Raw genomic sequence first — 22,068 nt, forward strand, 5'->3', positions numbered from 1 at the left:
ATAAGATGTTCCTCCCTAAAAAACCTTAGATTTTTTAGAGTAATTATCTCACAAAAACTAGCAAGTGGCATGGTACCGGCTATTTACCATTTACTCGTTAGCCATCTTTTTTTCTTTTTTATAAAAAAGTTTAGGCGGGGTCGGCTCATCCGAGCCGTTCCCCGCCCTGTTTAGGACTGTCTATTTCCCGACAGCCCCTTTCTAATATGGATTTATTTCGTCATACAAAATCAACTCTAAATCATTCTGTAACCCTAAAGCCACTGGATTACAAGAATAATGGCTCTAATGCAACTGTTATCAATTTGTTATCAAAAGACCTCTTAAAGCGCCGCAACCCGCATAAATACTGGATTCTTTCAACATTTCAACTTATTCGAACTCGTCTTTTACAATCGTACAATTGCGATTAAAGTGTATTATAAGTGCGTTTTTTATTTGTTTTATGATAATTCATACGCATAATCCGGTCCGTCCATAATATTTTTGTAGCCAAAATGTAGCCGCAATTTTTTGTTCACCTCATAGAAAACAATTCACTGCCGTCGGATTTTTATGACTCATAGCAAATTTTTTCTGGCGGCTTACAAGTAAACTATGGAGGTACTCTATGAAAGAAAGATTTATTGAAAACAACATTGAATACATTCTTAGCGAAGATGGTATGTATTACCCCAATTTGCAACTACCAGAGGATAATGACATCCGTCCTATAGGATTATACGGTGCTCTCCGCAAAACATACTTACGGGAACACCATCCCGTTTTGTATATGAACTTGCTTCTATCCGATACTTTGACAAAACACCTCGCAGATACAAATGAATCCGCCCATGAGCGCATGGATTTAATTGTAAAACAAATGGCAAAACAGCAAGGAGTCAATGAACAGCTAAAATCTTATGATTGGCTCAAATGGTTACAGGTCATGAATAATATCCAAGCCTCAGCAAGGGAAATCATACTCTCTGAAATAGTATACGCATAACTACCATCTTTGACGGTCGGCGCTGGCACTCCATCAGCGCCGATCTACAATTATTCATCCAACATCAGTTTTCCCGCTTTTGCTTTCGCTTTTAATCGGGCAAGTTATTCTTTTTCAACCTGTTGAATGCTTTTTTCTGGTGTTGGTAAATCTTCCGGCATTGTACAACCTATTTTCTCAATAATGCCTCTCACTTCTTTCCCAACCAATGAATAGCTGTTGCCACCTCTGCACCAGTAATCTCAACTTTCCGCAATTTTTCTTCTATCTGCGATATTCTGAACAAATTAGTAATAAGCCCCGTACTACCCATATAGTCACGAATTTCCCCTATTTCTAATTTCTAAACCCAAAAGATCATTCATCATATATTATCGGTAACAACAATATCCATACTATTTTGACTTAATCAAACGAGTAAAAAATTTCTGCAGGATATAATAATTCTATAGCATATAAATCTCATCTTCTGAAAACCAACAGTTTGATAAGGCCGTATCTTTAACTGATTTCACATTCTCCGTATAGGCAACAACAGCCAAACTCTTTTGTGCTCTTGTGCAAGCAACGTAAAAGAGACGCGCCGTTCTCGTGATGCTGGTATCCTTACCCTCACGCTTATTTTTTACGTCAATATCGCTTTGAGCTTTTGCGCCAAACAACTTCTCGTAACTAAATAAAAAACCTCTGGCCTGTGCATCGTCCATAATAACCATAACTCTAGGGAACTCTAACCCCTTAACACCCTGATGTGTAGCAAAACGAGTATTGTCAGTAACATATGATGAATATTTTTCTAATTCATAAAATGGTACAGATAATGCATTTCTTAGAGCAGTTACCTTTTCGTTTTCACCTTGGGAGAATCCTGTTAACAATTCATCAACGCGACTTCCAACCTTAAATAATCCTGTATCTCGGATGGATTTTAAAACCTCCAAACAAGATGGAATCTTTTCGTCGGCCCAGAGACGCATTAAAGCCTCTACTGCGGCCTCAGCTTTTTCAAGCATTTTAGTTTGATCACTTAGTTCGGATGCAAAAGCTTCTTTGTTTAACAAAGGAGAATTCTTTCTAACAATTTTGGCGACCTCAAAGTCATTTCCGCTCTGATATGCTGTCACTAACGGAGACACAATCTTTGACAAAATCGACAATTCCGTAATAGATCCATCACGCAGCGATGTATCGAATTTTCCTGAATTGTTTAGTGGCATATATAAATCAGAAAACCCGAACCGGCTTGCCGCCATATGATGTTCAAGAATTAGGCTTTTATACTGCGTATCGTCATTCCAGCCGATATCTCCAGTATCTCGTGCCATAAGCTCTGCAACCTTCTTCTCGACATCCTCTTTATCATCCGAAGTTGAAGCAATAAAAAATCGCACAATTCCTTTTTCTGCATCACTTCTTGCCTGTTGTTTTTGACCATCTACAGTACTCCTTATTGAGTTAGCTAAGGCAACAATACGATTAGCGCTTCGATGATTCATTACTTTCACTGGTTTTACCCACTCATCAGGAATACAATTAGCAAGATTATCTTTGCCATCGTTATAAATTCTTTGCATGGTATCGCCGAACATTCCCACAATAAATCTTTCTTTGTATTTTTCGCATACGATAAGTAAGGCGTCAACCAGTTCCTTTTTCGTATCTTGACTTTCATCAATAAGCAGTATTGGGTATTTTGCTGCTAAAATATCCTGCATAGTTGGTTCTGTCGCAATAAACTCTGTACTCATTTTGACGACTTCGCTATGACTAAGGGAGTCATATCCGACATTATCTCCATTTGGATTATAAGAAAACTTTTTTACTGTCTTAATTTTTGCAAGTCGTTCTGCTTTCTTCTTAATCTCCTCGGCTCTTTTTTCGCCTGCTTTACCGCCACGCCCCTTAAGCTGTTTTTGCTTAAGATCTTCAATTTCCTTTTGGACAGATCGTGTGACCCACTCCTTTATATCTGCCTGATAACTCTTTATTAAATCCCACAAAAAGCTATGTATCGTAGATACGGAAAAGATTGGTTTATACTGTAGTCTCTTGGATATTTCGTCGCAGGCCGCATTTGTGTAAGTAATTACGGCGATCTGTTTACCATTCATTAAAAGACTTTCGCCTCGTTCTTTATCCAAGAAAGTAAGCGTGTTTATGAGACTTCTAGTCTTTCCTGAACCTGCTCCTGCAAATACGAAGAAACATTTAGGGGCGTCTATAGAGAAGCAGTCTTGTATCTCTTGATCTACATGATCGTCAATATGGTTATCTATGGAACATTCTTCCAAGGGCATTATTTTTGCCATCGTCTCATTCCTCCGGATCTAAATATGATTGTAGCCACTCCAACCCTTCATCAATATAGTCAGGAACTATAAGTTCGTCTGGATCTATGGCATAAATCAAATCTAATGCAAATTCGGCCTTTTGATCAGATTTACCACTACGCAGTATTTCATATACTCCTTTATGGAAATCTTCAAAAGAGCTTGCTGAATTAATCGCATCGCTCACGCTCTTTACTAAACTGCCAGTATCATCTGTCGATATTCCTTTAAAAAGTTGATAATTCGTATATACGAGGCAGTCTTCGAATGTGCTTGCAATAGCCTCTTTAACAGTACCATCATAGTCAATAGCAACCGGAGTTTGGTATGCAACCCGGATAGAGTATTTGTATGGCGTTTCCTTAATTATTTCCTTCTTTGCAGAAGGAATCGCCAAGAGCTTGTCCAAATCTTTTTCCTTAACGAGCCATTTTGCAATTGTATAGTTGCTGCTAATAAGACCTTTTCCACGTTCTGGGCAAGCCGCTTTATGATGTCCTTCTTTTTCCGCTGAATCCATGTCTGCAATAACGAGCGTAGGTATACATAGCTTTTCAATCAATGGATTGAGGCGATGCGAGTGACGACCATTTATGCTGAGTATCGATATATATCTTTGATACAGCTTGGGATATTTGTTTCGTATGAAATGTGGCAATAGCATATTCTCCGCCGAACCCTCGACCAGAATCACGGCATCAGCAAAGAACAAATCGCAATGTGTTGCTTGCAAGTAGCGCGTAACAAATTTATCGGTTTCATCTTCCTTCCCGAATACATCGGAAAGATTTATTACCTTTGATGTTGCAATTGTGCTTTCCGAACCTTCCGATAGCCGTTTGAAATAGCGCAAATCTGCAAAATCGGTTTCTCGGGCGACATGGCTTGAATGAGTGCTAATTACTAGCTGTGTAGCAAAATTCTCATTCTCTTTAATAAATTTATGATTTGTTAAAACATCATATGCTTTACGAATAAATACTTGCTGTACCTGTACGTGGAGATGAGCTTCCGGTTCTTCAACCAAAACTAAATGCAACGGCTCTATCGCTCGGTCAGAATCTTTCTTTGCCTGTTTAGCTTTTCCTTCGCGCATCCAGTCGTCCCTGAATCTCATTAGGTCAAAGACCATGGAGATAAGATTCTGATAACCGAGACCGTTGTATTTCTCCGGTAATTTTAGACTGTCATCGCTTTTGCTAAGGGCATATTGTACAGCAGCATCATGCTTTAGAGTCTCGCCCGTAGACATTTTTGTGACAATGGTGAGTTTGGGATCTGCTATTCCGGGGTACCCCAATCCTTCTAACTCATGAATTGCCGGTGCAAATTTTATTGCAAGATTTCTGTCAAATGCTTTCCTCGCTTCCTCGGTAGCCTGCAAAATATCTAAATCCTCTGGGGAAGGGGATTTCTCTGGATCGAGGTGCTTGTCATAATAGCTACGCATTTGTTCAGATAACTGTTTTTTAGTCCTCTCGGTTCCATCTGCATTGTCTGGGTCCGCAAACCCTCGCTGTGCATCGATCATGTCCACTTTAATAATCCCTTTTAGTGGATTATCAGTAAAGCATTCCATTTCGAAAGGCGTTGTCTGCGGCTCTTCTGCTTCTGCTTTTGCCGGATCTAAAATAAATGTCTTAATCGAAAAATATATATTAAGATTCTTCTCTAGGAATTCGCACAGGTTTTTCGGATATAATCTTATTTCAACTTTTTCTTTCGCTTTTTCAGTTTTACGTGCTGCAAAATATGCCTCTCTATACTCTGAAAATAGCTTAGATATATCTTTCGGCAGAAAGGCCAACCTAACGCCTAATTTACCTCCGCGCCATTTCAATGTTGGAATAATGCCAGCCACATAGTGTATTTCGTTTCGCGAAACATTAAGCCATATATCCATTTTAGGAACAAACAATTCCCATTCTGTCAAGTCAACAGGTTCTTCGCATCCTTCTTGTATCCATCTATCTCCAATCTGATTGATATTTGAATGTTTTGATATGGTTATATCATTAAAAGTAAAACTCCTATCTGCAAGGAATTTGCCAAGAGCATCCATAGCGGATGTTTTTCCACTATTATTTGCACCAACGAAAAGCGTGATCTTTTTACTGAAATCTATATGGCACTGTAAAAGTTTTCGAAAGTTTTGGATATTTATCGCCAGTATTCTCATACTCTACCTCCGCATTTCACCAACAATTATTTTTGTTAATTATAACATAAAAGTGACAGGACACAATATGAAAAAAGGGGCACTCTTATTAAGCCTTATACTGTCTTCTGAAATTGCAATGATATTCTACAAGAGAGTTTGTTTTTTCTAAAATCGTATACACATAACAATTTTTTATGACCAGCGTTGGCTCTCCGCCAGTGCCAGCCTGCAATTATTCATCCAACATTAGTTTTCCCGCTTTTGCTTTCGCCTTTAATCGGGCAAGTTGTTCTTTTTCAACCTGTTGAATGCTTTTTTCTGGTGTCGGTAAATCTTCCGGCATTGTACCACCTATTTTCTCGATAGCGCCTCGCACTTCTTTTCCAACCTTATAATGAGTAGCTGTCGCTGCCTTTGCACCAGTAATCTCATCTTTCCGTAGTTTTTCTTCCGTCTGTGATATTCTGAACAAATTAGCAATAAGCTCCGTACTTCCCATATAATCAAGAATTTTTTGTCCTACTTCCAACCCTTTTCTCTTGTGTATATCATCAACGTCTAATCCACCATATAATCCCATATACCCGGCATTTTGGAAAATCGCAAATTCTTCATTTGTAATGACTCCTGCGTCATGCGCTGTTTCTGCAAGAAGTTGATTCCACTGTTTAATATCTCCACGCACTACCAACCGTCTTCTGTCTTCGTCCAACTCATTAAAATGATCTGCCACTTCCTGCCGATACGTTTGAATAGCAAAATAGGTTTGTCCTAAAGCTATCACTTCTTTTCGTGGATCTCCGTTCTGTACAATCAAATAGCAAGCATACCGAGTAAGCTCATAATCCTTAACCGGCTTACTCGTTGCACCAGCACTTACGATTTTCCTGACCTCAGGAAAATCGTCCGCAATAACGTGACCACTGTTTTCACAAGCAATCATGGCACGCTTAATCACCTTATGAAAATTTTCCCATTTATTGTACTCCAAGGCTGGTGCCAACTCTCTAGCTGACCAAAATTCACTACCATCATTTCGAATATGCTTTATATCTTCAAATCTTTTGTATTCTTTAGCTTTTAGTTTACTCATTATAAAGTCCCACCTTTACATTTTTCTAACTTCAATATTTCATCTTTTATTTTACAACCACTTCCAATATATTTCTACTAATTTCTCTCAAAGCCAAGCGACTACCCTAAACATAAACAAAAGCACCGGGAACCGATGCTTTTGTAATAATTGCTTTATCATATATTGTTTTCCATAACCGTTTGTTATTCCGCCACCTCAAGAAGTTTCTTGCTAACTCGTGTCTGAACAACCAAATAATATGCCGTCTCTGCTGTATTCATTTCTCCATCATCCCACGCTTCAAAATCTTCTACTACATCAGCATATTTGCTCATGTAGCTTGCATAATCAGCCAATAACCCTACATCGGTTCCATCGGATTCAGCATATTTCTTCATGAACTCACAATACTCATTCATGAATTCTTCATAGCTGTCCATCGCCTGCTTAAACTCTGGTCGCATACCATCTATCAACTCTGCACTGTCACTTGAATTTTCCTCAAGTTCTGTCTCTTGCTCAGCTACTGAAGGATGTTCACTTTCCTGCTCTGTTTCAGATTCATTCGTTTCAGTTTCATCAGGTTTTCTAATCTGAATAACCATTACATTATTTCCCTGATAAGATAGTGAAAGCTTATTCCCATTCCCGTCTTTAGCATTGTAAAACTTATCCCCTCTTTCATAATCAACAGAAAAGCCATGATCTGAACATTCATCCGCATAAGCGTTAAAATCATCTATAGATGTTTCTCCAACATAAATATAGCAACCATTTTCTGTATCTGTAGAAACCTTGCCAACTGTAGATTTCGGTAATGGAAGCAAGCCTGCAATTTCACTCTTAGGCCAGTTTAATATTCCCATTTCTATCGGAGCGTCAAGATCTATATACATAGTTTCCCCAATGTAACTTAAATCCAATCCATAACCTTCTTCATCAAAAGCAGTATAGTTATCTCCTGTTTTTTCACTCTCAACTGCATATCCCATAGATTGACATTCTTCTATGTACGCATTGTAATCCCCTTTGGATGTTTTTTCTACATGTAGGATCAAATGTTCACCATCATTACTGATAATCGTTCCTACGTTTGATTTTGGTTTTGGAAGCTGCTCACAAAGTTCCACTTCATTCCAATCAAATTTCTCTTTCCTATTTCTGCTGATAGAACCGATCCCGCCTAATATCAGTATTATAATAAACAAGACAAACCACCATCTCTTAAAAAACGGCTTTTTGTTCTTAGCACCACATGACGGACAAATCTTTGCATTCTTTGCTATTGGTGTATTACAATTTCTGCATAATACCATTTTGGGTTTCTTTGACATCTTTTTTATCCTCCCTGATTTCCTTTAATTTTTATTCTAGTTTCCTAAAATACGTTTCTTTTCTGCATCAAATTCTTCCTGCGTCAATATTCCATCATCCAATAGGCCTTTTAGTTCTCTTAATTGCTCTACCTTACTTTTTGACTGAACATTTGAGCTTGATATATTTTGCACATTTTGAGCTATTGTATTGCCAAATGCTAATCCAGCACCCAAACCAGCCAGCCCACCTTCCTGATTTGCTGCATCTCGCATGGCTCTTGCGGTTTGGTGATTATTATCACGCTTGGGAGCCACCGTTCTCACACTTGAGAGCCACTTTGTTTTCAATATAATTCTCACGCTTGAGAGCCACCCTAAAACACTATATATTGTATTGTTATAAATGGCATGACTAACCATTGCAGTCATGCCATTGCTATCATAGACATATGATGTTATCTTAACGAATCAATTACAGCTTTTGCCTTTTTAGAATCGTACAGCTTTCTTAAATTGTTATCTGTTGTTGGTATCGTATAAGAGTTATGGATGATTCTATCCATAATGGAATCTGCTTGTGTTCCACCTCCCAGTCTCTCATGCCAGTCTTCCACATCGTACTGCCCCACAAAAATCGTTGGACTATTGCCACATCTCTGTTCTATGAGTTCATATATAAACTTCGATTCCCTCTCGTTAATTTTGTAGTTTAACCATTCATCAATGATCAAAACCTTATAGTTCCCAAGTCTTTTTCTATATCGGACCTGCTCCCTGAGATTATCTTTGTGATTTTGAAAATGCCCCAGCATATCAGGCATTCTGATATAACAGGTCCGTAAAGTTTGTTTACATGCCTCCACTCCAAGTACACATGACAGATACGTCTTTCCAGCACCTGTCGCTCCTGTAATAATCAGATTGGTGGCAGCACTTACAAATCCCATGGAAGCCAGATTGACAATCGTATCTTTGTTTATTCCTCTTGCTTCACAATCAAGAGTTTCAAGATTTGCATTCGGATACTTTAACTCTGCATTTTTTGTAAGTCTTGCAATCAAACGATTCTGTCTTTCTGTTATAAGTTCCGTAAGGAGATGCTCCAGTCTGTCATTGTAATTCAAGTTTACCAATGATACATCCTTTTCCTGATTTTCTATGACAGATACCAGATCTCCCAGTTCCAATACTGCTAATTGTTTCTTGATTTCTATATTCATTACTTTGTACCACCCTTCCTGTAATAATCCGCACCTCGTACGATTCCATGGTTATGCTCTTTTTCGTTCACAGATTTCATTTTATTCTTCTTGTTTTTAGATATATCCTTTATATAAGCAATCAGTGTATTGTATGTAATCATATGGAAGTCCTTTAAAGCCCTCCTGCAAGCTTCCTCCAGTGCTTTTTCTCCATAGATACTTGCGATATCAAGAACTGATCTGACATCCATAAGAGCCTGTTCTTTTATTTTTGCATTCTCATAAATTCTGCATACCACAGTAGTTGTATTTGCTCCTATCTCTTTCGCTTTTGCAGTAGTTGATTCTACAGTTTCAGGAGTGTATAGCGGATACGGAAGGTGCGATGCATCTGTTCTCTTACCGTTTTTAAGTCCTGATGGAAGGCGCTTATGTTCTGCGATCAGTTTATGTGACGAATAAATATAAACCATTACATTGTTGTATCTTACATCAACGTATTGATTCAGATAGTCACTGGGAACAGAATATTGCCCTTTGCCAAACCATATATGAGAGTTCGGACCAACCTTATGCTTATAGGACCACTCACATATCTCAAAGGGGATTAGGGGCAAAGCCCTTAGCATTGGTTTCTCCCCGGTTTCAAAAAGAACCTTTCTGCTGCCATCTCTCTTTTGAAATTCCTTGGAATTAAGCTTAGTAAGAGCATCCCTTATGCCGCGATTCAGAGCTTCCAGGGAATAGAATGTTTCATGTCTTAACATGCCAATAATTTTTCTTGCAATCTTACCTACGGATCCCTCCACGCTTGGTTTTTGCTTGGGTCTCCTAACTTCAGCCGGCATGATTGCGACTTGATAATGTTCGGCAAAAGATAAATACGCATCATTTAAGATGATCTCTCCATGTTTTGGATGAGTGATAACTCCGGTTTTCAGGTTATCACATACGATTTTCACAGGAGAACTTTCAAAGAATTCAAGCATATGTACATTACAATACAACCAGTCGGACTGGTTCATAGAAGCTGCGGCTTCAACGTATGTATACTGACTATAGGGAAATGTTGCAACAAAAAGGTATGCAGTACACTCTGTATTCTTATCCGGATCAATATAACTCATCGTTGGACCTGACCAGTCAACTTCAAGCGTAACACCTGGTTTATGTTCTATGTGGCTGGTATATTTTTTACTGACTGTATACCTTTTATAACCTCTGGCAAATGTAGGATAGGAGCAGGCCTTTACCCCTTCTTTCTTACATTTCTCACAGTATTCTTCCCACAGGAGAGCCTCCGTAACGCCAACTTTACTAAGTTCCCTGTGAACATATGCATAATCAACCGGAGCATAACTGCTTTTGGGCTTGAACTTATCAGGATAAAAGAAACGATATAATTCATCGTCAGTCATCATCAGAAGTTCTTCCCATTCTCCGTTGTAACCATCAGAAGCTTGTCTGATCCGTGCAACGGAATTCCGGGAAACACCAAGAACATTGGAAATTTCCCGGTCACTTAAATTCTTTTGAAGCAGTTCTATGATCTGCCTCACTCTTGTTTTCTTAAACATAAAGAAAACCTCCTTAAAATGTATTTGAAAGATAAAATCCTTCATGAAACACAGTTTAAAGGAGGCTAATATATTATATCAATATCTGCTATCGTAACTACTATATATAGTGGTGGCTCCCAAGCGTGATAATAATCAATGAAAACGAAAAGCGCCAAATACGCAAAGATGCGCCGGGGCGAGTACCAAAGCGTCATTTGTCCTTATGGCTACCGCAAGAGTGCAGACGGGCGCATGGAGCCGGACGAGGACGTTGCAGGGATTGTCCGGCAGATATTTGAATGGGCGGCTGACGGCAATACAGCCGCAGAGATCACGAGGAAACTGTATGCCCTGAAGATTCCTACGCCCGGAGAATACCGGAGGGATAAAGGCAAGGATCACTACAATGTCTCCCGGACGCACGGCGTTTGGAGCAGTTCTACGGTTCTGCGTATGCTGGAGGACCAGCGGTATATCGGCACCTATGTGATCGGCAAGCGCAAGGTACAGGAGATTGGCAGCCGCCGCATGAAGCTAAAGGATGAAAGCGAGTGGTTCAAAATTCCAGACCACCACCCGGCAATCGTAAGCAAGGAACTGTTTGAGAAAGCCAATGCTTCAATCAGGCGTTTCTCCCTTCCCAATAAAAAGCGGCGTGACTACCTTCTCCGTGGAAAAGTATTCTGCGGCTGCTGCGACCATGCCATGTCGCTCAGGAATGATGCCTGGTTTTATTGCCGCCACTCCGAAGTGGCAGAAAATCTTCCTTGTCATGGGGTGCGGGTAAAAATGGCTGATCTGGAGCAGGTGGTCTTTGAAACAATCCAGGTGCAGATGTGTCCGGCGCTGGGAATTGACAGCGGCAAAGACAAGCTGGATTTGCAGACGGTTCAGCAGGCCGAGCATGAAGATAAGCTGCGCTCTATCCAGGACAGCAAACGGCGACTCTATGAACAGTATGCACTTGGAGAGATTGACCTGGAAACCTACCGGGAGCGGAAAGCGGTATATGACGCAGAACTGGTTCAGGCAAAGAATGTCCATGCCGCTATTACCGCACAGACCAAACAGATACAAAGCGATTATGAGGCAAGGTTGAAACAGCGTGAAATCGTTCAGGAAGTAGGCAATGCCGACACTCTGACGCAAGCCCTGATTGACCGGCTTATCAGTAAGGTCTATATCTTTCCGGGAGACCGGATTGAGATTGAATATGTGACGCAGGATGTCTTTGGTGTTAAAGAAACGGAGGAATCAGACTATGAAGGCAGCTTTTTATTATAGGCAGGACAGCAAAAGTTTTGGCTGCCTTTTACCTGATGAAAAAGAAAAATTGAAGGCTTTTCTTGATACTGAACAGAAACACAAGCCGGAGGAAAAGCAAAGAAATAATCGCCGGTTAAACTTTGAAAAAAGATAAAATTTTTTTGTCTTGGGCTTGACATACGGGTGACGGAGATCATGTACCCGGATTCTTTTTACCCCGCTTTCCTTACAGCCACGGTCCATCTCGTGGGAGAGATAATATTTCGTTACCGGGAAAATCCGGTCATCCGGCTGCAGGCTGTAATACTGTTTGAAAAAGTCCTGCATCTCATCACATAAAAACTGGGGCATCTTTACAATCCGGTTGCTGTTCTTGGTCTTTGGGGTAGAGATCACATCCTCCCCCTCCAGGCGTTGATAAGACTTATTGATCCGCAAGGTTTTCTTCTCAAAATTGAAGTCCGAAGGAGAAAGGGCGAGAAGTTCGCCTTCACGGACTCCGCACCAGTAGAGCAGTTCAAATGCATAATAGGAAAGCGGTTTGTCCATCATTGACTCGGAAAATTTTAAATACTCTTCTTTCGTCCAGAATTCCATTTCCTTACTTTCCTCTGCACCCATTGTTCCTGCTTTCTGCGCCGGATTGGCTGCCAGATCATAGAATTTCATTGCATGGTTGAAAATCGCACTTAATTGTCCGTGAATAGTTTTCAAATACGTTGGGGCAATCGGTTTCCCCGACTTATTTTTCAATTTCCGCATGGCATTCTGCCAATCAATCACATCCTTGGCGGTAATCTCAGATACTTTCCTCTGACCCAGATAAGGGATGATTTTACTACGGATAATATTTTCCTTTGTCAGCCAGGTACTTCTCTTCATACCTGGCTTTACATCCTCCTCATATAATTTGCAGAAGCTTTCCATCGTCATATTGACACTTGCTCTTTTCTGGAGTTGGAACTGATTCTCCCATTCCATTGCCTCCCGCTTCGTTTTAAAGCCACGCTTGCATTTCTGCTTGCGCTCTCCTGTCCAGTCCTGATACCTTGTCATAACGTACCATGTATTATTGCTTTCATTCTTGTAAACTGCCATTCTTAGCCCCTCCCATCATATGATTTTGTTCCATAGAACTGCTGGTAAAAATACTTGCGGTCAACACGACCGGGGATGGTCTGGCATCCCATCGCTTCCAGCTCCCTGTTCAGCCTTTTAATCAGCTTGTACGCATAGGATTCGGAAACTTCCAATGCCTCCATCACTTCATCCACTCTCATAAACATTTTTTCCATTGATAAATCCTCCTTTGTTTTTACTATACATTTCTGTATTAGCTATATGTTGCTATACTTTTATGCTATACTTTTTCTATCAACAACAGATAGGAGCGATAGTTATGGCGATTGGTGAAAGAATCCATCATTTCAGACTTCTGCATGGGTTCACGCAGAAGTATCTTGGACAGCGGCTTGGCTTCAGCGATATGCAGGCAGATGTCCGTATTGCACAGTACGAAAAAGGGGCACGCAGCCCGAAAGAAAAATATCTCAATGCACTGGCTGATATTTTCGAGGTATCTCCCCATGCACTGGCTGTCCCGGATATTGACAGCTATGTAAGACTCATGCACACGCTGTTTGCACTGGAAGACCTCTACGGTCTGCATATCGGAGAGATTGACGGGGAACTTTGCCTGCGGCTTGATAAAACCAAGGGTACCACCTACCTTTCTATGTTTGATATGTTCCATGACTGGCAGGAACAGTCTGCAAAACTGGAATCCGGCGAGATCACAAAAGAAGAATACGACCACTGGCGGTATAACTATCCCAATGTAAAAAAATAAAAAACCAGCAAAAAAGGCCTTACCAAACTGATTTCACTCAATTCGGTAAGACCTTTTTATGTTGGTCAAAAATAATATTTACCTGATAACCTCCGGCTCACGCAAGAATAAATGCATGGTTGCCAGTGTTATCATTTTGTTATCAAATAGAACCTTGATGTCTCTCAAACGCCCTGTTTATGCGGGTTCGCAGATTTTTTTCATTATTCGAATTCCTCAGCGGATAACTTGAACTGGCTGTTTTTCTCTGCTTTTTAAAGGATTTATTATCCATATTTTTCAAAAAATGCTCTCGTATTTGTACCAGTCCAAATTTTTAGAGCCAAAATAGAGCCAGCCAGAACCGCCATTTTCTTCTTATCTGCCCTATCTATATATTACTGACGCAATGTCAACATCTCATATAGTAGAATATGCTTCAAATTTTTTTATTTGATAATCTCTAATACCTAATTTCTCAACAAAATCTTTTGCATTATTTTCATCCTTTTCAGAATGATACGTAATATTCCAAACACAATCTTCCGAAACAGATTCTTGTATCTTTTGAAAATACGAAAAATCAATGTAAGTTAAAGAATGTCCTAAAATAAATATTTTTTTCACATCATTTATCGTATCAAAAAAACCCTTATTCCTTGCTATAATTTCATCCGTATCTTTATAAGTATCAACAAAATACCTTCCAATTTGATTCCTTTTCTCTGATTCTTCCCGGCTCATATTCATTTGATACTCAATCCATTCATCCATTTCCTGATATGTCAACAATAGAGGTTGTTTCCCTGCATAGGCAAACACATTATGATGTCCAATAATAAGCCTTTCACTGCTTAATGCCTTTCCATGAATATATAGAATATTATCGTTTAATATATCATATACTTTTTCCAATGTATCTGTATAATTGAAGTTAATAAAAACATTCTCATTGTTAATTATTTTACGAGAAACAACAGGTTTTGTTTTTATGATAATACTTTTTACCCACTCTAACAAATACTCTGATATCTGAGTAGAAAATTCCAATTCATCTGAAATAGCTCGATCATAGTTGTAATAATTATCATCATAATTCAGATATGCCGCTTCACTCATTTCTTTTATTTCTCCATCATCAAATGAACCTAGGGCATTTTCAAAGTCATTCCACAAATCATCCTCAAAAATATATTTTGTTAATTGCTCGTAAAGTTCTCTATTATTATTCCAAATGTAATCTCTAAAATCGGAATATTTTGTCTGCAAACCATGTGCCAAATCAAATCCATTCCCAAGTATTATCAAATTCCTCATATAAAGACTCTCGTTTATTATGTACCTTTCTTCCTTATCTGCCCTATCTACATGGCGCTAGCGCCATGTAATTATTACACCAATAAGGAAAGCTATCTGCGCTCCCTCAACTTCTCCAATATCGCCATAACGTCCGGCTGCGTTGGCGAGAATTTGATGCCACGCTTCAACATACCTATGACTTTTCTCGCTTTCCGCTCAATTTCTCTGGCGGTATGTTCACTCGTCAACATCAGATGATTTCCAGCGATTGTATATTCCCGTTCTATGTATTCTTCTGTTATCGGAAACATATCTTGTATCAGAAATGCACTCTCCCGGCTGTCGTCCAATTTGACGATATGGAGAATGTCACAAGGTTTCCCGGCTTTTTCTTTTTTCTCCATAATCCGTCTGTATTTGTCAATGCGGCTGGACAATGGTATCATCCAGTATATCCCGGTACTTGTATCTTCAAAACAGTAATAATGCGGTCTATTTCCTGCCTTATTCCCTTTGAGATACGGGTCTGGCATATCTTCAAAAAATTTATCCTTGATAATATAAAAGCCTGTTTTCTTCATTTGCCTGTCCTCAATACGGAAAAGTCCCTCGCCTTGCGGCGAAGGACTATACTTTCAACCCAACCATTTATATACCGCATATCGGTCAGCGGTAAACTTTCAACCCGACCATTTATATACCACATATCGGTCAATGGTAGACTTTCTTTGTACCTACATTCTATCAAGTGCAAAGAGGAAAGTCAATAGGGCTTTCCTCTAAAATTGTATGCAAAATATTTCAAATTATGCCCTACTCGCTGATTCTTGAATATTTCCATCGATAAGTATATATTTTACTTTTTTCCTATCCTCTGTTTTCAATGAATTATAGTAATCTTGAAAAGAATCTAAGCGTTTCCTATGCCCATTATCAATAACTAGATATATCGCTTTTTCTGTATTTTCTTGTGCCATATAAAGTGGCAACTGCTTTTTTAATCCATGCATAAGTTGTGGATTAGATGTAAGCTTAATCTCTACCAGTATTTTCTGAGCCGCACCTATTGACAATTTAAAATCAACAGGACCATGTCCATTATGCACTTCCCTTGATAAATCGATGTTATTAGCCGAACAATAGGCATCTGCAATTCCATAAAACAAAAGTTGTGCAGCTGTTTCATGTTTGGGTTTATTTTCATCATATAATAAGCGCCATAACCCATTATCTTCTATCAATTTTTTGAATTTCTGACAGATTCTTTCCACAACCGTTCCCATTTCCTCTATACTATGCGGTTGAGTTAACTCAAGTGGATAGTCATTTACCTTATCTTTTGAAATTCGATACCATATTATTTCTCCAGCAGGATCATTATCAAAATCATATTCTGTTGCCACAATTTTCTTGTAACTGGAAATCATCTCATTTCTATAATCAATTTTTACTTTCAGAAGATGATCTATTTCTTCTTTGGTTAATTTTTTTCTTTCTCCCAAATCAAAATACTGATTGATTTCATTTCTTACCCTTTCATTTTCAGAACAAGCAAAGTCAATATCGTCAAAGCACTCTGTTATTGGTAACGGGGAAAGTATTTGTTTTGGCAATAGTAGTATGCTTGTTTGGTTATAGGGATTTTCACACAATCCATTTTCATCTTGCGGCACACTTAATTCATTGTTTATTCTGATATTATATTCCACAATCTGTTTTCTTAAAATATAAGTCAATAAATCACTTACTCTGTCACATCCTACTTTTTCCTGAAAAACATTTAGCAATTCAAAAATGACCGGATCAACTTCTCCTGATTTTTGCAATTCTTTAATAGTTTCCAAAATATTTTTTCGCAGTTCTTTACCAATAGCATTTCCACTAGTTCCTTGATTGGAATACCCTAAACATGTCCCTTTAATTTCTTTAAAGGTAAGTAATCTATCAGCTTTTTTCCAATACATATCTCCTAATGATTTGGAATGCTTTAACAAGACAATGATATTAGAAAAATATTCTTCCGTAAGTTCAGAAGCCTTTGTAAATTCTGGCAGTGTACAAATTCTTAATAATGCAGGATCAATAAAGTAGTTTGAATCCACATCTAAAATAATATCTAATGCTCCTGTATTTTCAAATACTTCCTTATCTACTTTAAATTCATCAGTAAATGATTTCGGCATTTAATAATCCCCCAACGCATAAGGGCAGGCTTTACCTGCCCCTATGCTTCTCTTTCCTTTTCTGCTGTTTCAGTTCAAACTGTCTCTGTTTCTCTGCTTCCCGCTGTTCCCGGCTCACAGTCTTGCGTTCAGTTTTGAACTGCTCCTGCTGTAATTTCAAAGCCTGTTGCGACTTCGTGCCTATCCCGGTATTCTGTACCTGTTTTCGCACTTCTCTCTGTACTCGTTTCGGATTGCGACCAGCTTCTTTTACGTCAGTTGCCACAGCCGGACCAAATTTCAGTCGATAGTAATTTTTCAGAACAAAATCGTATATCTCATAATCTTTCGGCTCCGCCCCAAACGTAACCTTACATACAGATAGCTTTCCCTCCGATATGCGTTCAAACACGCCTATCCAGAATGGTTCCTCAAAAAATACTGTCAATCTGCCCGATACTTTGTCCATGACAATTCCTCCTTAAAAATTGTACTGAACAAAGAATGGACGACCCAAGGAGGGAGGGCTACTTACACCAAAGCGGTGCGGTCGGACTACCTACCGGCTCTATAAGAGATATTATCCCTTACGTTGTGTTTTTATCTCTGCACTCTGATTTTAGCATATTATCAGCAATTTTTCCACAAGAAATAAGGGACACAGCCGCCGCCATACCCCAAATTCCTATCGTTCCAATGCCCTCTCAATTTTCTGCTTCTGCCCTTTCAAATCGTTCTGCTTTTCATACAAGCTATCTCGTTCTTTACAGAGTGATTTCATGCGTTCCAACTGCGTCCGCACTCCCTCCCGGCAATGCGGCTCTATCCGCTTATATTCTCCGGTCAGACTGCGTATCTCATTATTATTTGATTTTATCTGTTCCGACACACATATCCAGTCAATCAGATTGCGTACTTCCATATCCGTATCATACAAATCCGTTTCCGAAAGAATTTTCGCACACAGCCGAACCATGACTTTTTTCTCCATATCTGCCACTGTATCAATCCCCCTATCTGCTCATTTCAAATGCACGTTTTGGACGCTTTTTTGCCTGTTCCGCCCGTTCCAGAGCCTTAGACCGCTCAACTATCGACTGCACCTGTTCTCTGCCAAAATAACGCTCTAAACGCCCCAAATCCGCCGCTTTCTCCTGCAATCGGTCAATAGTGTCTCTCTGCTCCATGACCTTATCTGTCAAGCGGCTGATCTGCTGTTCCTGCCGGGTAACTTTATCTTTCAGTTTCTTCCCCTGTTCCGCAAGCTGGACGCATTTAATCGTCAATGCTTTTATCGTCTCTTTCAATTTCTCCACAAGTGGAGAGGCTTTTTTATCCTTATAAGCCTTTGCAGACATCAACGCCGCTGGTTCCGGCAACTGCCACTTCTCGTCCTCGTCATAGGCGTGTATATTCCGTTCCATAACCGCCTTTGACTGAACCATTTTCTCAATCTCCTGTTGCAATTTCTTCTGTTGCTTCTCCAATTTCTCATTATCAGACAGCAGCTTTTCCTTGTCCTCTGCCAGCGTTGCCGCCTGCTCCTTCAGCAAATTACTTGTTTCCGAAAGTTCCGATACTTCCTGCCGGATTGTTTCGCCCTCCTGTCGTATCTGCTCTGTTTCCTGCTCTGCTTTCCTCTGCTGAATCTGAATATCTGATAATCGTTCTTTTCTGTCAGAAATAGATTGCTCCAGTTCCGCAACTTCCTTTGCCCGTTCCTTTTTTTCAAAATCCAGAACGGATAAATGCTTCTCATGCGTGCCTTTCTTCTCCCATTCAATCCCATGTTCCAGCATGACAGCGGCGAGTTGTTCTTTCTCATAAGCCACCCACTGATTTAATTCCGTTTCCCGTCTTGTGCCGCCTTTAAATCCAAGAGCCGCTAACGCCTGTTTCAAAGATACTCTTGTATCAAGCCCCCGTTTGCTTCCTGTCGTATACGGTACAAAATCTATATGAAGATGTGGGGAAGCTTCGTCCATGTGGAGGTAGGCGCTGAATACCCTTAACGTAGGATTTCTCTGCTGGAAGTCCTGCATATATTTATCTAGCACCTTTGCCGCAAGCTGTCCGTTCTCTGTCTTTGCCCCCATGTTGTCCTTATCCCCAATTTGCAAAATAATTTCATGGAATGGCTTCTCCTGCTTGCCGGAACGGATTTTCTCATAATAATCATCAACCCGGCGATCATTTCTGGTCTGCTTCTCATTGTATCGGACGAGTGCTTCATCAAACAATTCGTGATATACGTCCTTAACATTTTCATTGCAATATTCCACGTTTAGACAGCTTCGCTCTGGGTCAGTATTCTTTGCATGGAATTTTCTGCTGTTATGGTTGACAGAGCCTTTTCCTGTCATAAAGCTGATCGTTCGCTTCACTCAAAATCCTTTCTCCCTGTCCGGGTAATCAGCCCCGGATACGGCGCATAGGCTTTGTTACTTTCGCCGAAAGTAACGCAAAAGCACTTTTGACAGGCTCCGCTCTATCAAAAGCTGCCTTTGCGCTCTGCCGAGAGCTTTTCCGTCCTACGGACGGGGAGGCTGTTCCCGCCGCTTTGCTTCCGCCGCCATAGCTTTTCGGATAGCCGAAAGTACGTTTCCCACCGTACATTCCTCCCATCCGCACAGCCATACCAACGTCCGCATTTCTGCCGCAGTCAGTTCCACATCTCCGAATATTTCATTGAGTGCGGCAATCCTCCGGGCTTCGTTCTCGTAAAAATATTTGTTCACGTTTCTTGTTCCCCATTCCGGCTGTCGTATCATATCCGCCCTCCTTTTCAAGACCGCAACAACGCAAGGTCTATATCTTTTGCAACCTTGCAGACACCAAGTCCGCAAATTCTATATACTCTGCATTGTTGCGCTGTTGCCTTATTCCGATTTGATTTTATCCAATTCCCAATACCACGAATTGTTTATCCGCTTTGCTTTGATACCCAATTCCTTTTTTGCATTTTCAAGCGTCCGTCTGGATATGCCCTGTTCCTCCGCCAGATTGAAAATCTCATTGCTCTGCATGGCATTGTTTGTTTCCGCTATCTCTCGGAGCAGACGCTTCGCCTGTTCCAGCTTATTCGCTTTCGGAGCGATACCGCCCAGCACTTCATCAGCGGTAATCTCATAATCTCCGAGCCAGCGAAAACCGTCCTCTGATAATTCAAAGGCTTTCGGGTGTCCAAACGCCGCCAGATTGTTTTTTATCTGGACTACCGCCCTTATATTTGCTTCGCCCTCCACTCTGCCGACCAGCATGACGCTTCTTGCCACCGCAAAGAAATCGATGGAACCCATGCCCCGGTATGCCGCTTTATTTCCAGCCGCTTTATTCATGTGCCCTACAAGTACAATGGCACATTGATATTTCTCCGCCAGAGCCGCCAGCTTCTTTGTCATATCCCTTGCTTCGTTTGCCCGGTTCATATCCATACCGCCGCCGAGATACGCCTGTATTGGATCTAAAATCAGCAGCTTTGCCTTTGTCCTTATGACTGCTTCTTCCAGACGCTCATCTATCATGGAAAGTGATTTTATACTCTCATCAATAACGGAAATATTTTCGCAGTTCGCTCCTGCCGCTTCCAGCCGGGGCTTCACCGTATCAGCAAGCCCGTCCTCCGCACTCTGATAAATCACCGCCAACGGCTCCGTCAGTTTCATTTCACTATCTATGCCTTCGCCTTTTGACAGCTTCGCCGCTATATTCAGTACAAGCGTTGTCTTGCCGTCTCCCGGATCACCCTGCACAATCGTCAGTTTCCCATAAGGGATAAATGGATACCACAACCATGCCACCTCCTGCGACTGTATCTCCGACATTTTAATCATCTGTAATTCTGTTCTGGTTCCCTCCATAAAGTCCTCCATTTCTAAAAAATTCCGTTGTCACTGGAAGAAACCTCTGCTATACTTGAATTGTGATTGTTGATAACAGGGGTTTTCCAGTTATCACAGCCCTAACAGTTGCCGCTGTCGGGGCTTTTTTCTTCGCCTTGCCACAGATACTTTGCACCGTCCAGCATCCAGAGAATTGCTTTCAGCATATCCAGACAGTCATTCCTCATGTCCTGCAATCCCTCCGCAGATAATGTGGCTTCTGCCTGTTCAAACTGTTCTGTCACTTCCCGGATATTGGTCTGCATGATTTTCAATTCCTCCACCAACTGATAAATCAGCTCTTTCCTGCCGACCACGCACACCCGGTTATAAATGCAGGAGCGGACAAAATAATCCTTTTTTGACATTCCGCTTGCTAAAATCTTTGCTTCGATTTCTTCCCTCTCTCTGGGCGAAATTCGGAAGCTGATTGTCGGATATTTGTGTGTGCCGCTCATTCTTCGTCCTCCCTGTTATTCTCCATTTCCAGCCTGTCCGCAAGCTCTCCCTGTTTATTTGGGTATAGATGTGAATAGGTGTTCAATGTGGTTTCGATTTTTTCATGCCCCAAACGCTCCGCAATCGCAAGCGGTGTAAAGCCCATTTCCACGAGCAGAGAAGCGTGCGAGTGACGAATATCGTGCAGACGTATTCTTTTTACCCCGGAAGCCTTGATACCTCTGATAATTTCATGCTCCATATAGGACTTCGTAAAACGGAACATTCTTTCATCTGCCATAATTCCGTATAAATGGGAGATATACTCTCGTAATTCTTCTGCAAGAAACGGCGGTATCGTCACAGTCCGTTTGCTCTTAGGCGTTTTCGGCGGCGTGATAATGTCTCTACCATTCAAACGCTGATAAGATTTGTTGATTGAGATTGTTCGCTTCTCCAAATCAATATCCTTATAAGTCAACGCCAGCAACTCTGCTTTTGTCAATATAAGACTAAAAAAAATATGTTTTTCTTGCAAAAAGCACCGCCAGTTTTCCCTGGCG

Annotated in this window: 21 protein-coding genes and 1 pseudogene; 3 read left to right on the top strand and 19 right to left on the bottom strand. The window is 40.5% G+C overall.

Annotation, left to right across the window (positions count from 1 at the left end):
- The first annotated feature begins 610 nt into the window (after nucleotides 1–610).
- Entirely contained in the window at nucleotides 611–988 is a 378-nt protein-coding gene (locus EV212_RS12560) for a TnpV protein (protein ID WP_132094085.1), read from the top strand.
- 446 nt (nucleotides 989–1,434) lie between these two features.
- Here EV212_RS12560 and EV212_RS12570 read toward each other — a convergent pair whose 3' ends face one another.
- The 7 genes from EV212_RS12570 to istA all read right to left on the bottom strand — a co-directional run bounded on the left by EV212_RS12570 (nucleotide 1,435) and on the right by istA (nucleotide 10,649).
- Nucleotides 1,435–3,297: a UvrD-helicase domain-containing protein gene (locus EV212_RS12570; protein ID WP_243115559.1), complete on the bottom strand. Its 1,863-nt coding sequence runs from the start codon at nucleotides 3,295–3,297 to the stop codon at nucleotides 1,435–1,437.
- A 4-nt stretch (nucleotides 3,298–3,301) separates the two neighbouring features.
- Nucleotides 3,302–5,497, bottom strand: a complete 2,196-nt coding sequence (locus tag EV212_RS12575) for an AAA family ATPase (protein ID WP_132094088.1) — start codon at nucleotides 5,495–5,497, stop codon at nucleotides 3,302–3,304.
- 214 nt (nucleotides 5,498–5,711) lie between these two features.
- Complete coding sequence (gene dinD / locus EV212_RS12580; protein WP_132094091.1) at nucleotides 5,712–6,572, bottom strand: DNA damage-inducible protein D; 861 nt, start codon at nucleotides 6,570–6,572, stop codon at nucleotides 5,712–5,714.
- A gap of 185 nt (nucleotides 6,573–6,757) precedes the next feature.
- The gene (locus tag EV212_RS12585) at nucleotides 6,758–7,888 is read right to left on the bottom strand and encodes a DUF6591 domain-containing protein (protein ID WP_132094094.1); all 1,131 of its coding nucleotides are present in this window, start codon (nucleotides 7,886–7,888) and stop codon (nucleotides 6,758–6,760) included.
- A 36-nt stretch (nucleotides 7,889–7,924) separates the two neighbouring features.
- Nucleotides 7,925–8,230: an SHOCT domain-containing protein gene (locus EV212_RS12590; protein ID WP_207669123.1), complete on the bottom strand. Its 306-nt coding sequence runs from the start codon at nucleotides 8,228–8,230 to the stop codon at nucleotides 7,925–7,927.
- A gap of 95 nt (nucleotides 8,231–8,325) precedes the next feature.
- Entirely contained in the window at nucleotides 8,326–9,090 is a 765-nt protein-coding gene (locus tag EV212_RS12595) for an ATP-binding protein (protein ID WP_132094100.1), read from the bottom strand.
- A complete protein-coding gene (istA, locus tag EV212_RS12600; protein WP_165873379.1) occupies nucleotides 9,090–10,649 on the bottom strand; it encodes an IS21 family transposase in 1,560 nt (519 codons plus the stop codon). The genes EV212_RS12595 and istA overlap by 1 nt, the downstream gene beginning before the upstream one ends.
- Before the next feature lie 138 nt (nucleotides 10,650–10,787).
- Here istA and EV212_RS12605 point away from each other — a divergent pair, with 138 nt between their 5' ends.
- Nucleotides 10,788–11,915 carry a recombinase family protein gene (locus EV212_RS12605; RefSeq protein WP_243115560.1) on the top strand — a complete coding sequence of 376 codons (1,128 nt, stop codon included), beginning with the start codon at nucleotides 10,788–10,790 and terminating at the stop codon, nucleotides 11,913–11,915.
- On the opposite strand, the gene EV212_RS12610 is transcribed toward EV212_RS12605, so the two are convergent.
- Complete coding sequence (locus tag EV212_RS12610; RefSeq protein WP_132094106.1) at nucleotides 11,910–12,995, bottom strand: site-specific integrase; 1,086 nt, start codon at nucleotides 12,993–12,995, stop codon at nucleotides 11,910–11,912. The genes EV212_RS12605 and EV212_RS12610 overlap by 6 nt on opposite strands.
- Before the next feature lie 2 nt (nucleotides 12,996–12,997).
- Entirely contained in the window at nucleotides 12,998–13,192 is a 195-nt protein-coding gene (locus EV212_RS12615; RefSeq protein WP_132094110.1) for a nucleoside/nucleotide kinase family protein, read from the bottom strand.
- Between the two features lie 104 nt (nucleotides 13,193–13,296).
- On the opposite strand from EV212_RS12615, the gene EV212_RS12620 reads away from it, so the two are divergent.
- Nucleotides 13,297–13,746: a helix-turn-helix domain-containing protein gene (locus EV212_RS12620; protein WP_132094113.1), complete on the top strand. Its 450-nt coding sequence runs from the start codon at nucleotides 13,297–13,299 to the stop codon at nucleotides 13,744–13,746.
- 399 nt (nucleotides 13,747–14,145) lie between these two features.
- Here EV212_RS12620 and EV212_RS12625 read toward each other — a convergent pair whose 3' ends face one another.
- The 10 genes and pseudogenes from EV212_RS12625 to EV212_RS12670 form a co-directional block, all read right to left on the bottom strand.
- The gene (locus tag EV212_RS12625; protein ID WP_132094116.1) at nucleotides 14,146–15,042 is read right to left on the bottom strand and encodes a bacteriophage abortive infection AbiH family protein; all 897 of its coding nucleotides are present in this window, start codon (nucleotides 15,040–15,042) and stop codon (nucleotides 14,146–14,148) included.
- Between the two features lie 92 nt (nucleotides 15,043–15,134).
- Nucleotides 15,135–15,605 (bottom strand): type III toxin-antitoxin system CptIN family toxin, encoded by a 471-nt coding sequence (gene cptIN / locus EV212_RS12630; RefSeq protein WP_132094119.1) that lies wholly within the window; start codon nucleotides 15,603–15,605, stop codon nucleotides 15,135–15,137.
- A 225-nt stretch (nucleotides 15,606–15,830) separates the two neighbouring features.
- Nucleotides 15,831–17,207: a hypothetical protein gene (locus EV212_RS12635; protein WP_132094122.1), complete on the bottom strand. Its 1,377-nt coding sequence runs from the start codon at nucleotides 17,205–17,207 to the stop codon at nucleotides 15,831–15,833.
- 31 nt (nucleotides 17,208–17,238) lie between these two features.
- Nucleotides 17,239–17,655: a YjdF family protein gene (locus EV212_RS12640; RefSeq protein WP_132094125.1), complete on the bottom strand. Its 417-nt coding sequence runs from the start codon at nucleotides 17,653–17,655 to the stop codon at nucleotides 17,239–17,241.
- 216 nt (nucleotides 17,656–17,871) lie between these two features.
- Entirely contained in the window at nucleotides 17,872–18,186 is a 315-nt protein-coding gene (locus tag EV212_RS12645) for a hypothetical protein (protein ID WP_207669124.1), read from the bottom strand.
- Nucleotides 18,187–18,199: 13 nt separating this feature from the next.
- A complete protein-coding gene (locus tag EV212_RS12650) occupies nucleotides 18,200–19,549 on the bottom strand; it encodes a plasmid recombination protein (RefSeq protein WP_132094176.1) in 1,350 nt (449 codons plus the stop codon).
- A gap of 168 nt (nucleotides 19,550–19,717) precedes the next feature.
- Nucleotides 19,718–19,957 (bottom strand): hypothetical protein, encoded by a 240-nt coding sequence (locus EV212_RS12655; protein WP_132094128.1) that lies wholly within the window; start codon nucleotides 19,955–19,957, stop codon nucleotides 19,718–19,720.
- 108 nt (nucleotides 19,958–20,065) lie between these two features.
- A complete protein-coding gene (locus EV212_RS12660; protein ID WP_132094131.1) occupies nucleotides 20,066–21,046 on the bottom strand; it encodes an AAA family ATPase in 981 nt (326 codons plus the stop codon).
- 101 nt (nucleotides 21,047–21,147) lie between these two features.
- On the bottom strand, nucleotides 21,148–21,525 hold the full coding sequence (locus EV212_RS12665) for a plasmid mobilization protein (protein WP_132094134.1): 378 nt from the start codon (nucleotides 21,523–21,525) through the stop codon (nucleotides 21,148–21,150).
- A pseudogene (locus tag EV212_RS12670) lies at nucleotides 21,522–21,998 on the bottom strand (site-specific integrase); the annotation flags it as partial. The gene EV212_RS12665 and the pseudogene EV212_RS12670, both read right to left, overlap by 4 nt.
- Nucleotides 21,999–22,068: the final 70 nt, after the last annotated feature.

Origin of the sequence: Frisingicoccus caecimuris, from assembly GCF_004340975.1 — a bacterium.
Classification (GTDB): Bacteria; Bacillota; Clostridia; order Lachnospirales; family Lachnospiraceae; genus Frisingicoccus; species Frisingicoccus caecimuris.

Bases quoted from the DNA above. Each gene is read 5' to 3' on its own strand.
- EV212_RS12585 (WP_132094094.1), bottom strand. From the start codon at position 7,888: ATGTCAAAGAAACCCAAAATGGTATTATGCAGAAATTGTAATACACCA.
- EV212_RS12660 (WP_132094131.1), bottom strand. From the start codon at position 21,046: ATGGAGGGAACCAGAACAGAATTACAGATGATTAAAATGTCGGAGATA.
- EV212_RS12575 (WP_132094088.1), bottom strand. From the start codon at position 5,497: ATGAGAATACTGGCGATAAATATCCAAAACTTTCGAAAACTTTTACAG.
- EV212_RS12655 (WP_132094128.1), bottom strand. From the start codon at position 19,957: ATGATACGACAGCCGGAATGGGGAACAAGAAACGTGAACAAATATTTT.
- EV212_RS12605 (WP_243115560.1), top strand. From the start codon at position 10,788: ATGAAAACGAAAAGCGCCAAATACGCAAAGATGCGCCGGGGCGAGTAC.
- EV212_RS12665 (WP_132094134.1), bottom strand. From the start codon at position 21,525: ATGAGCGGCACACACAAATATCCGACAATCAGCTTCCGAATTTCGCCC.
- EV212_RS12650 (WP_132094176.1), bottom strand. From the start codon at position 19,549: ATGACAGGAAAAGGCTCTGTCAACCATAACAGCAGAAAATTCCATGCA.
- EV212_RS12560 (WP_132094085.1), top strand. From the start codon at position 611: ATGAAAGAAAGATTTATTGAAAACAACATTGAATACATTCTTAGCGAA.
- EV212_RS12595 (WP_132094100.1), bottom strand. From the start codon at position 9,090: ATGAATATAGAAATCAAGAAACAATTAGCAGTATTGGAACTGGGAGAT.
- cptIN (WP_132094119.1), bottom strand. From the start codon at position 15,605: ATGAAGAAAACAGGCTTTTATATTATCAAGGATAAATTTTTTGAAGAT.
- EV212_RS12615 (WP_132094110.1), bottom strand. From the start codon at position 13,192: ATGGAAAAAATGTTTATGAGAGTGGATGAAGTGATGGAGGCATTGGAA.
- istA (WP_165873379.1), bottom strand. From the start codon at position 10,649: ATGTTTAAGAAAACAAGAGTGAGGCAGATCATAGAACTGCTTCAAAAG.
- EV212_RS12640 (WP_132094125.1), bottom strand. From the start codon at position 17,655: ATGGACAAAGTATCGGGCAGATTGACAGTATTTTTTGAGGAACCATTC.
- EV212_RS12620 (WP_132094113.1), top strand. From the start codon at position 13,297: ATGGCGATTGGTGAAAGAATCCATCATTTCAGACTTCTGCATGGGTTC.
- EV212_RS12625 (WP_132094116.1), bottom strand. From the start codon at position 15,042: ATGAGGAATTTGATAATACTTGGGAATGGATTTGATTTGGCACATGGT.
- EV212_RS12610 (WP_132094106.1), bottom strand. From the start codon at position 12,995: ATGGCAGTTTACAAGAATGAAAGCAATAATACATGGTACGTTATGACA.
- dinD (WP_132094091.1), bottom strand. From the start codon at position 6,572: ATGAGTAAACTAAAAGCTAAAGAATACAAAAGATTTGAAGATATAAAG.
- EV212_RS12570 (WP_243115559.1), bottom strand. From the start codon at position 3,297: ATGGCAAAAATAATGCCCTTGGAAGAATGTTCCATAGATAACCATATT.
- EV212_RS12635 (WP_132094122.1), bottom strand. From the start codon at position 17,207: ATGCCGAAATCATTTACTGATGAATTTAAAGTAGATAAGGAAGTATTT.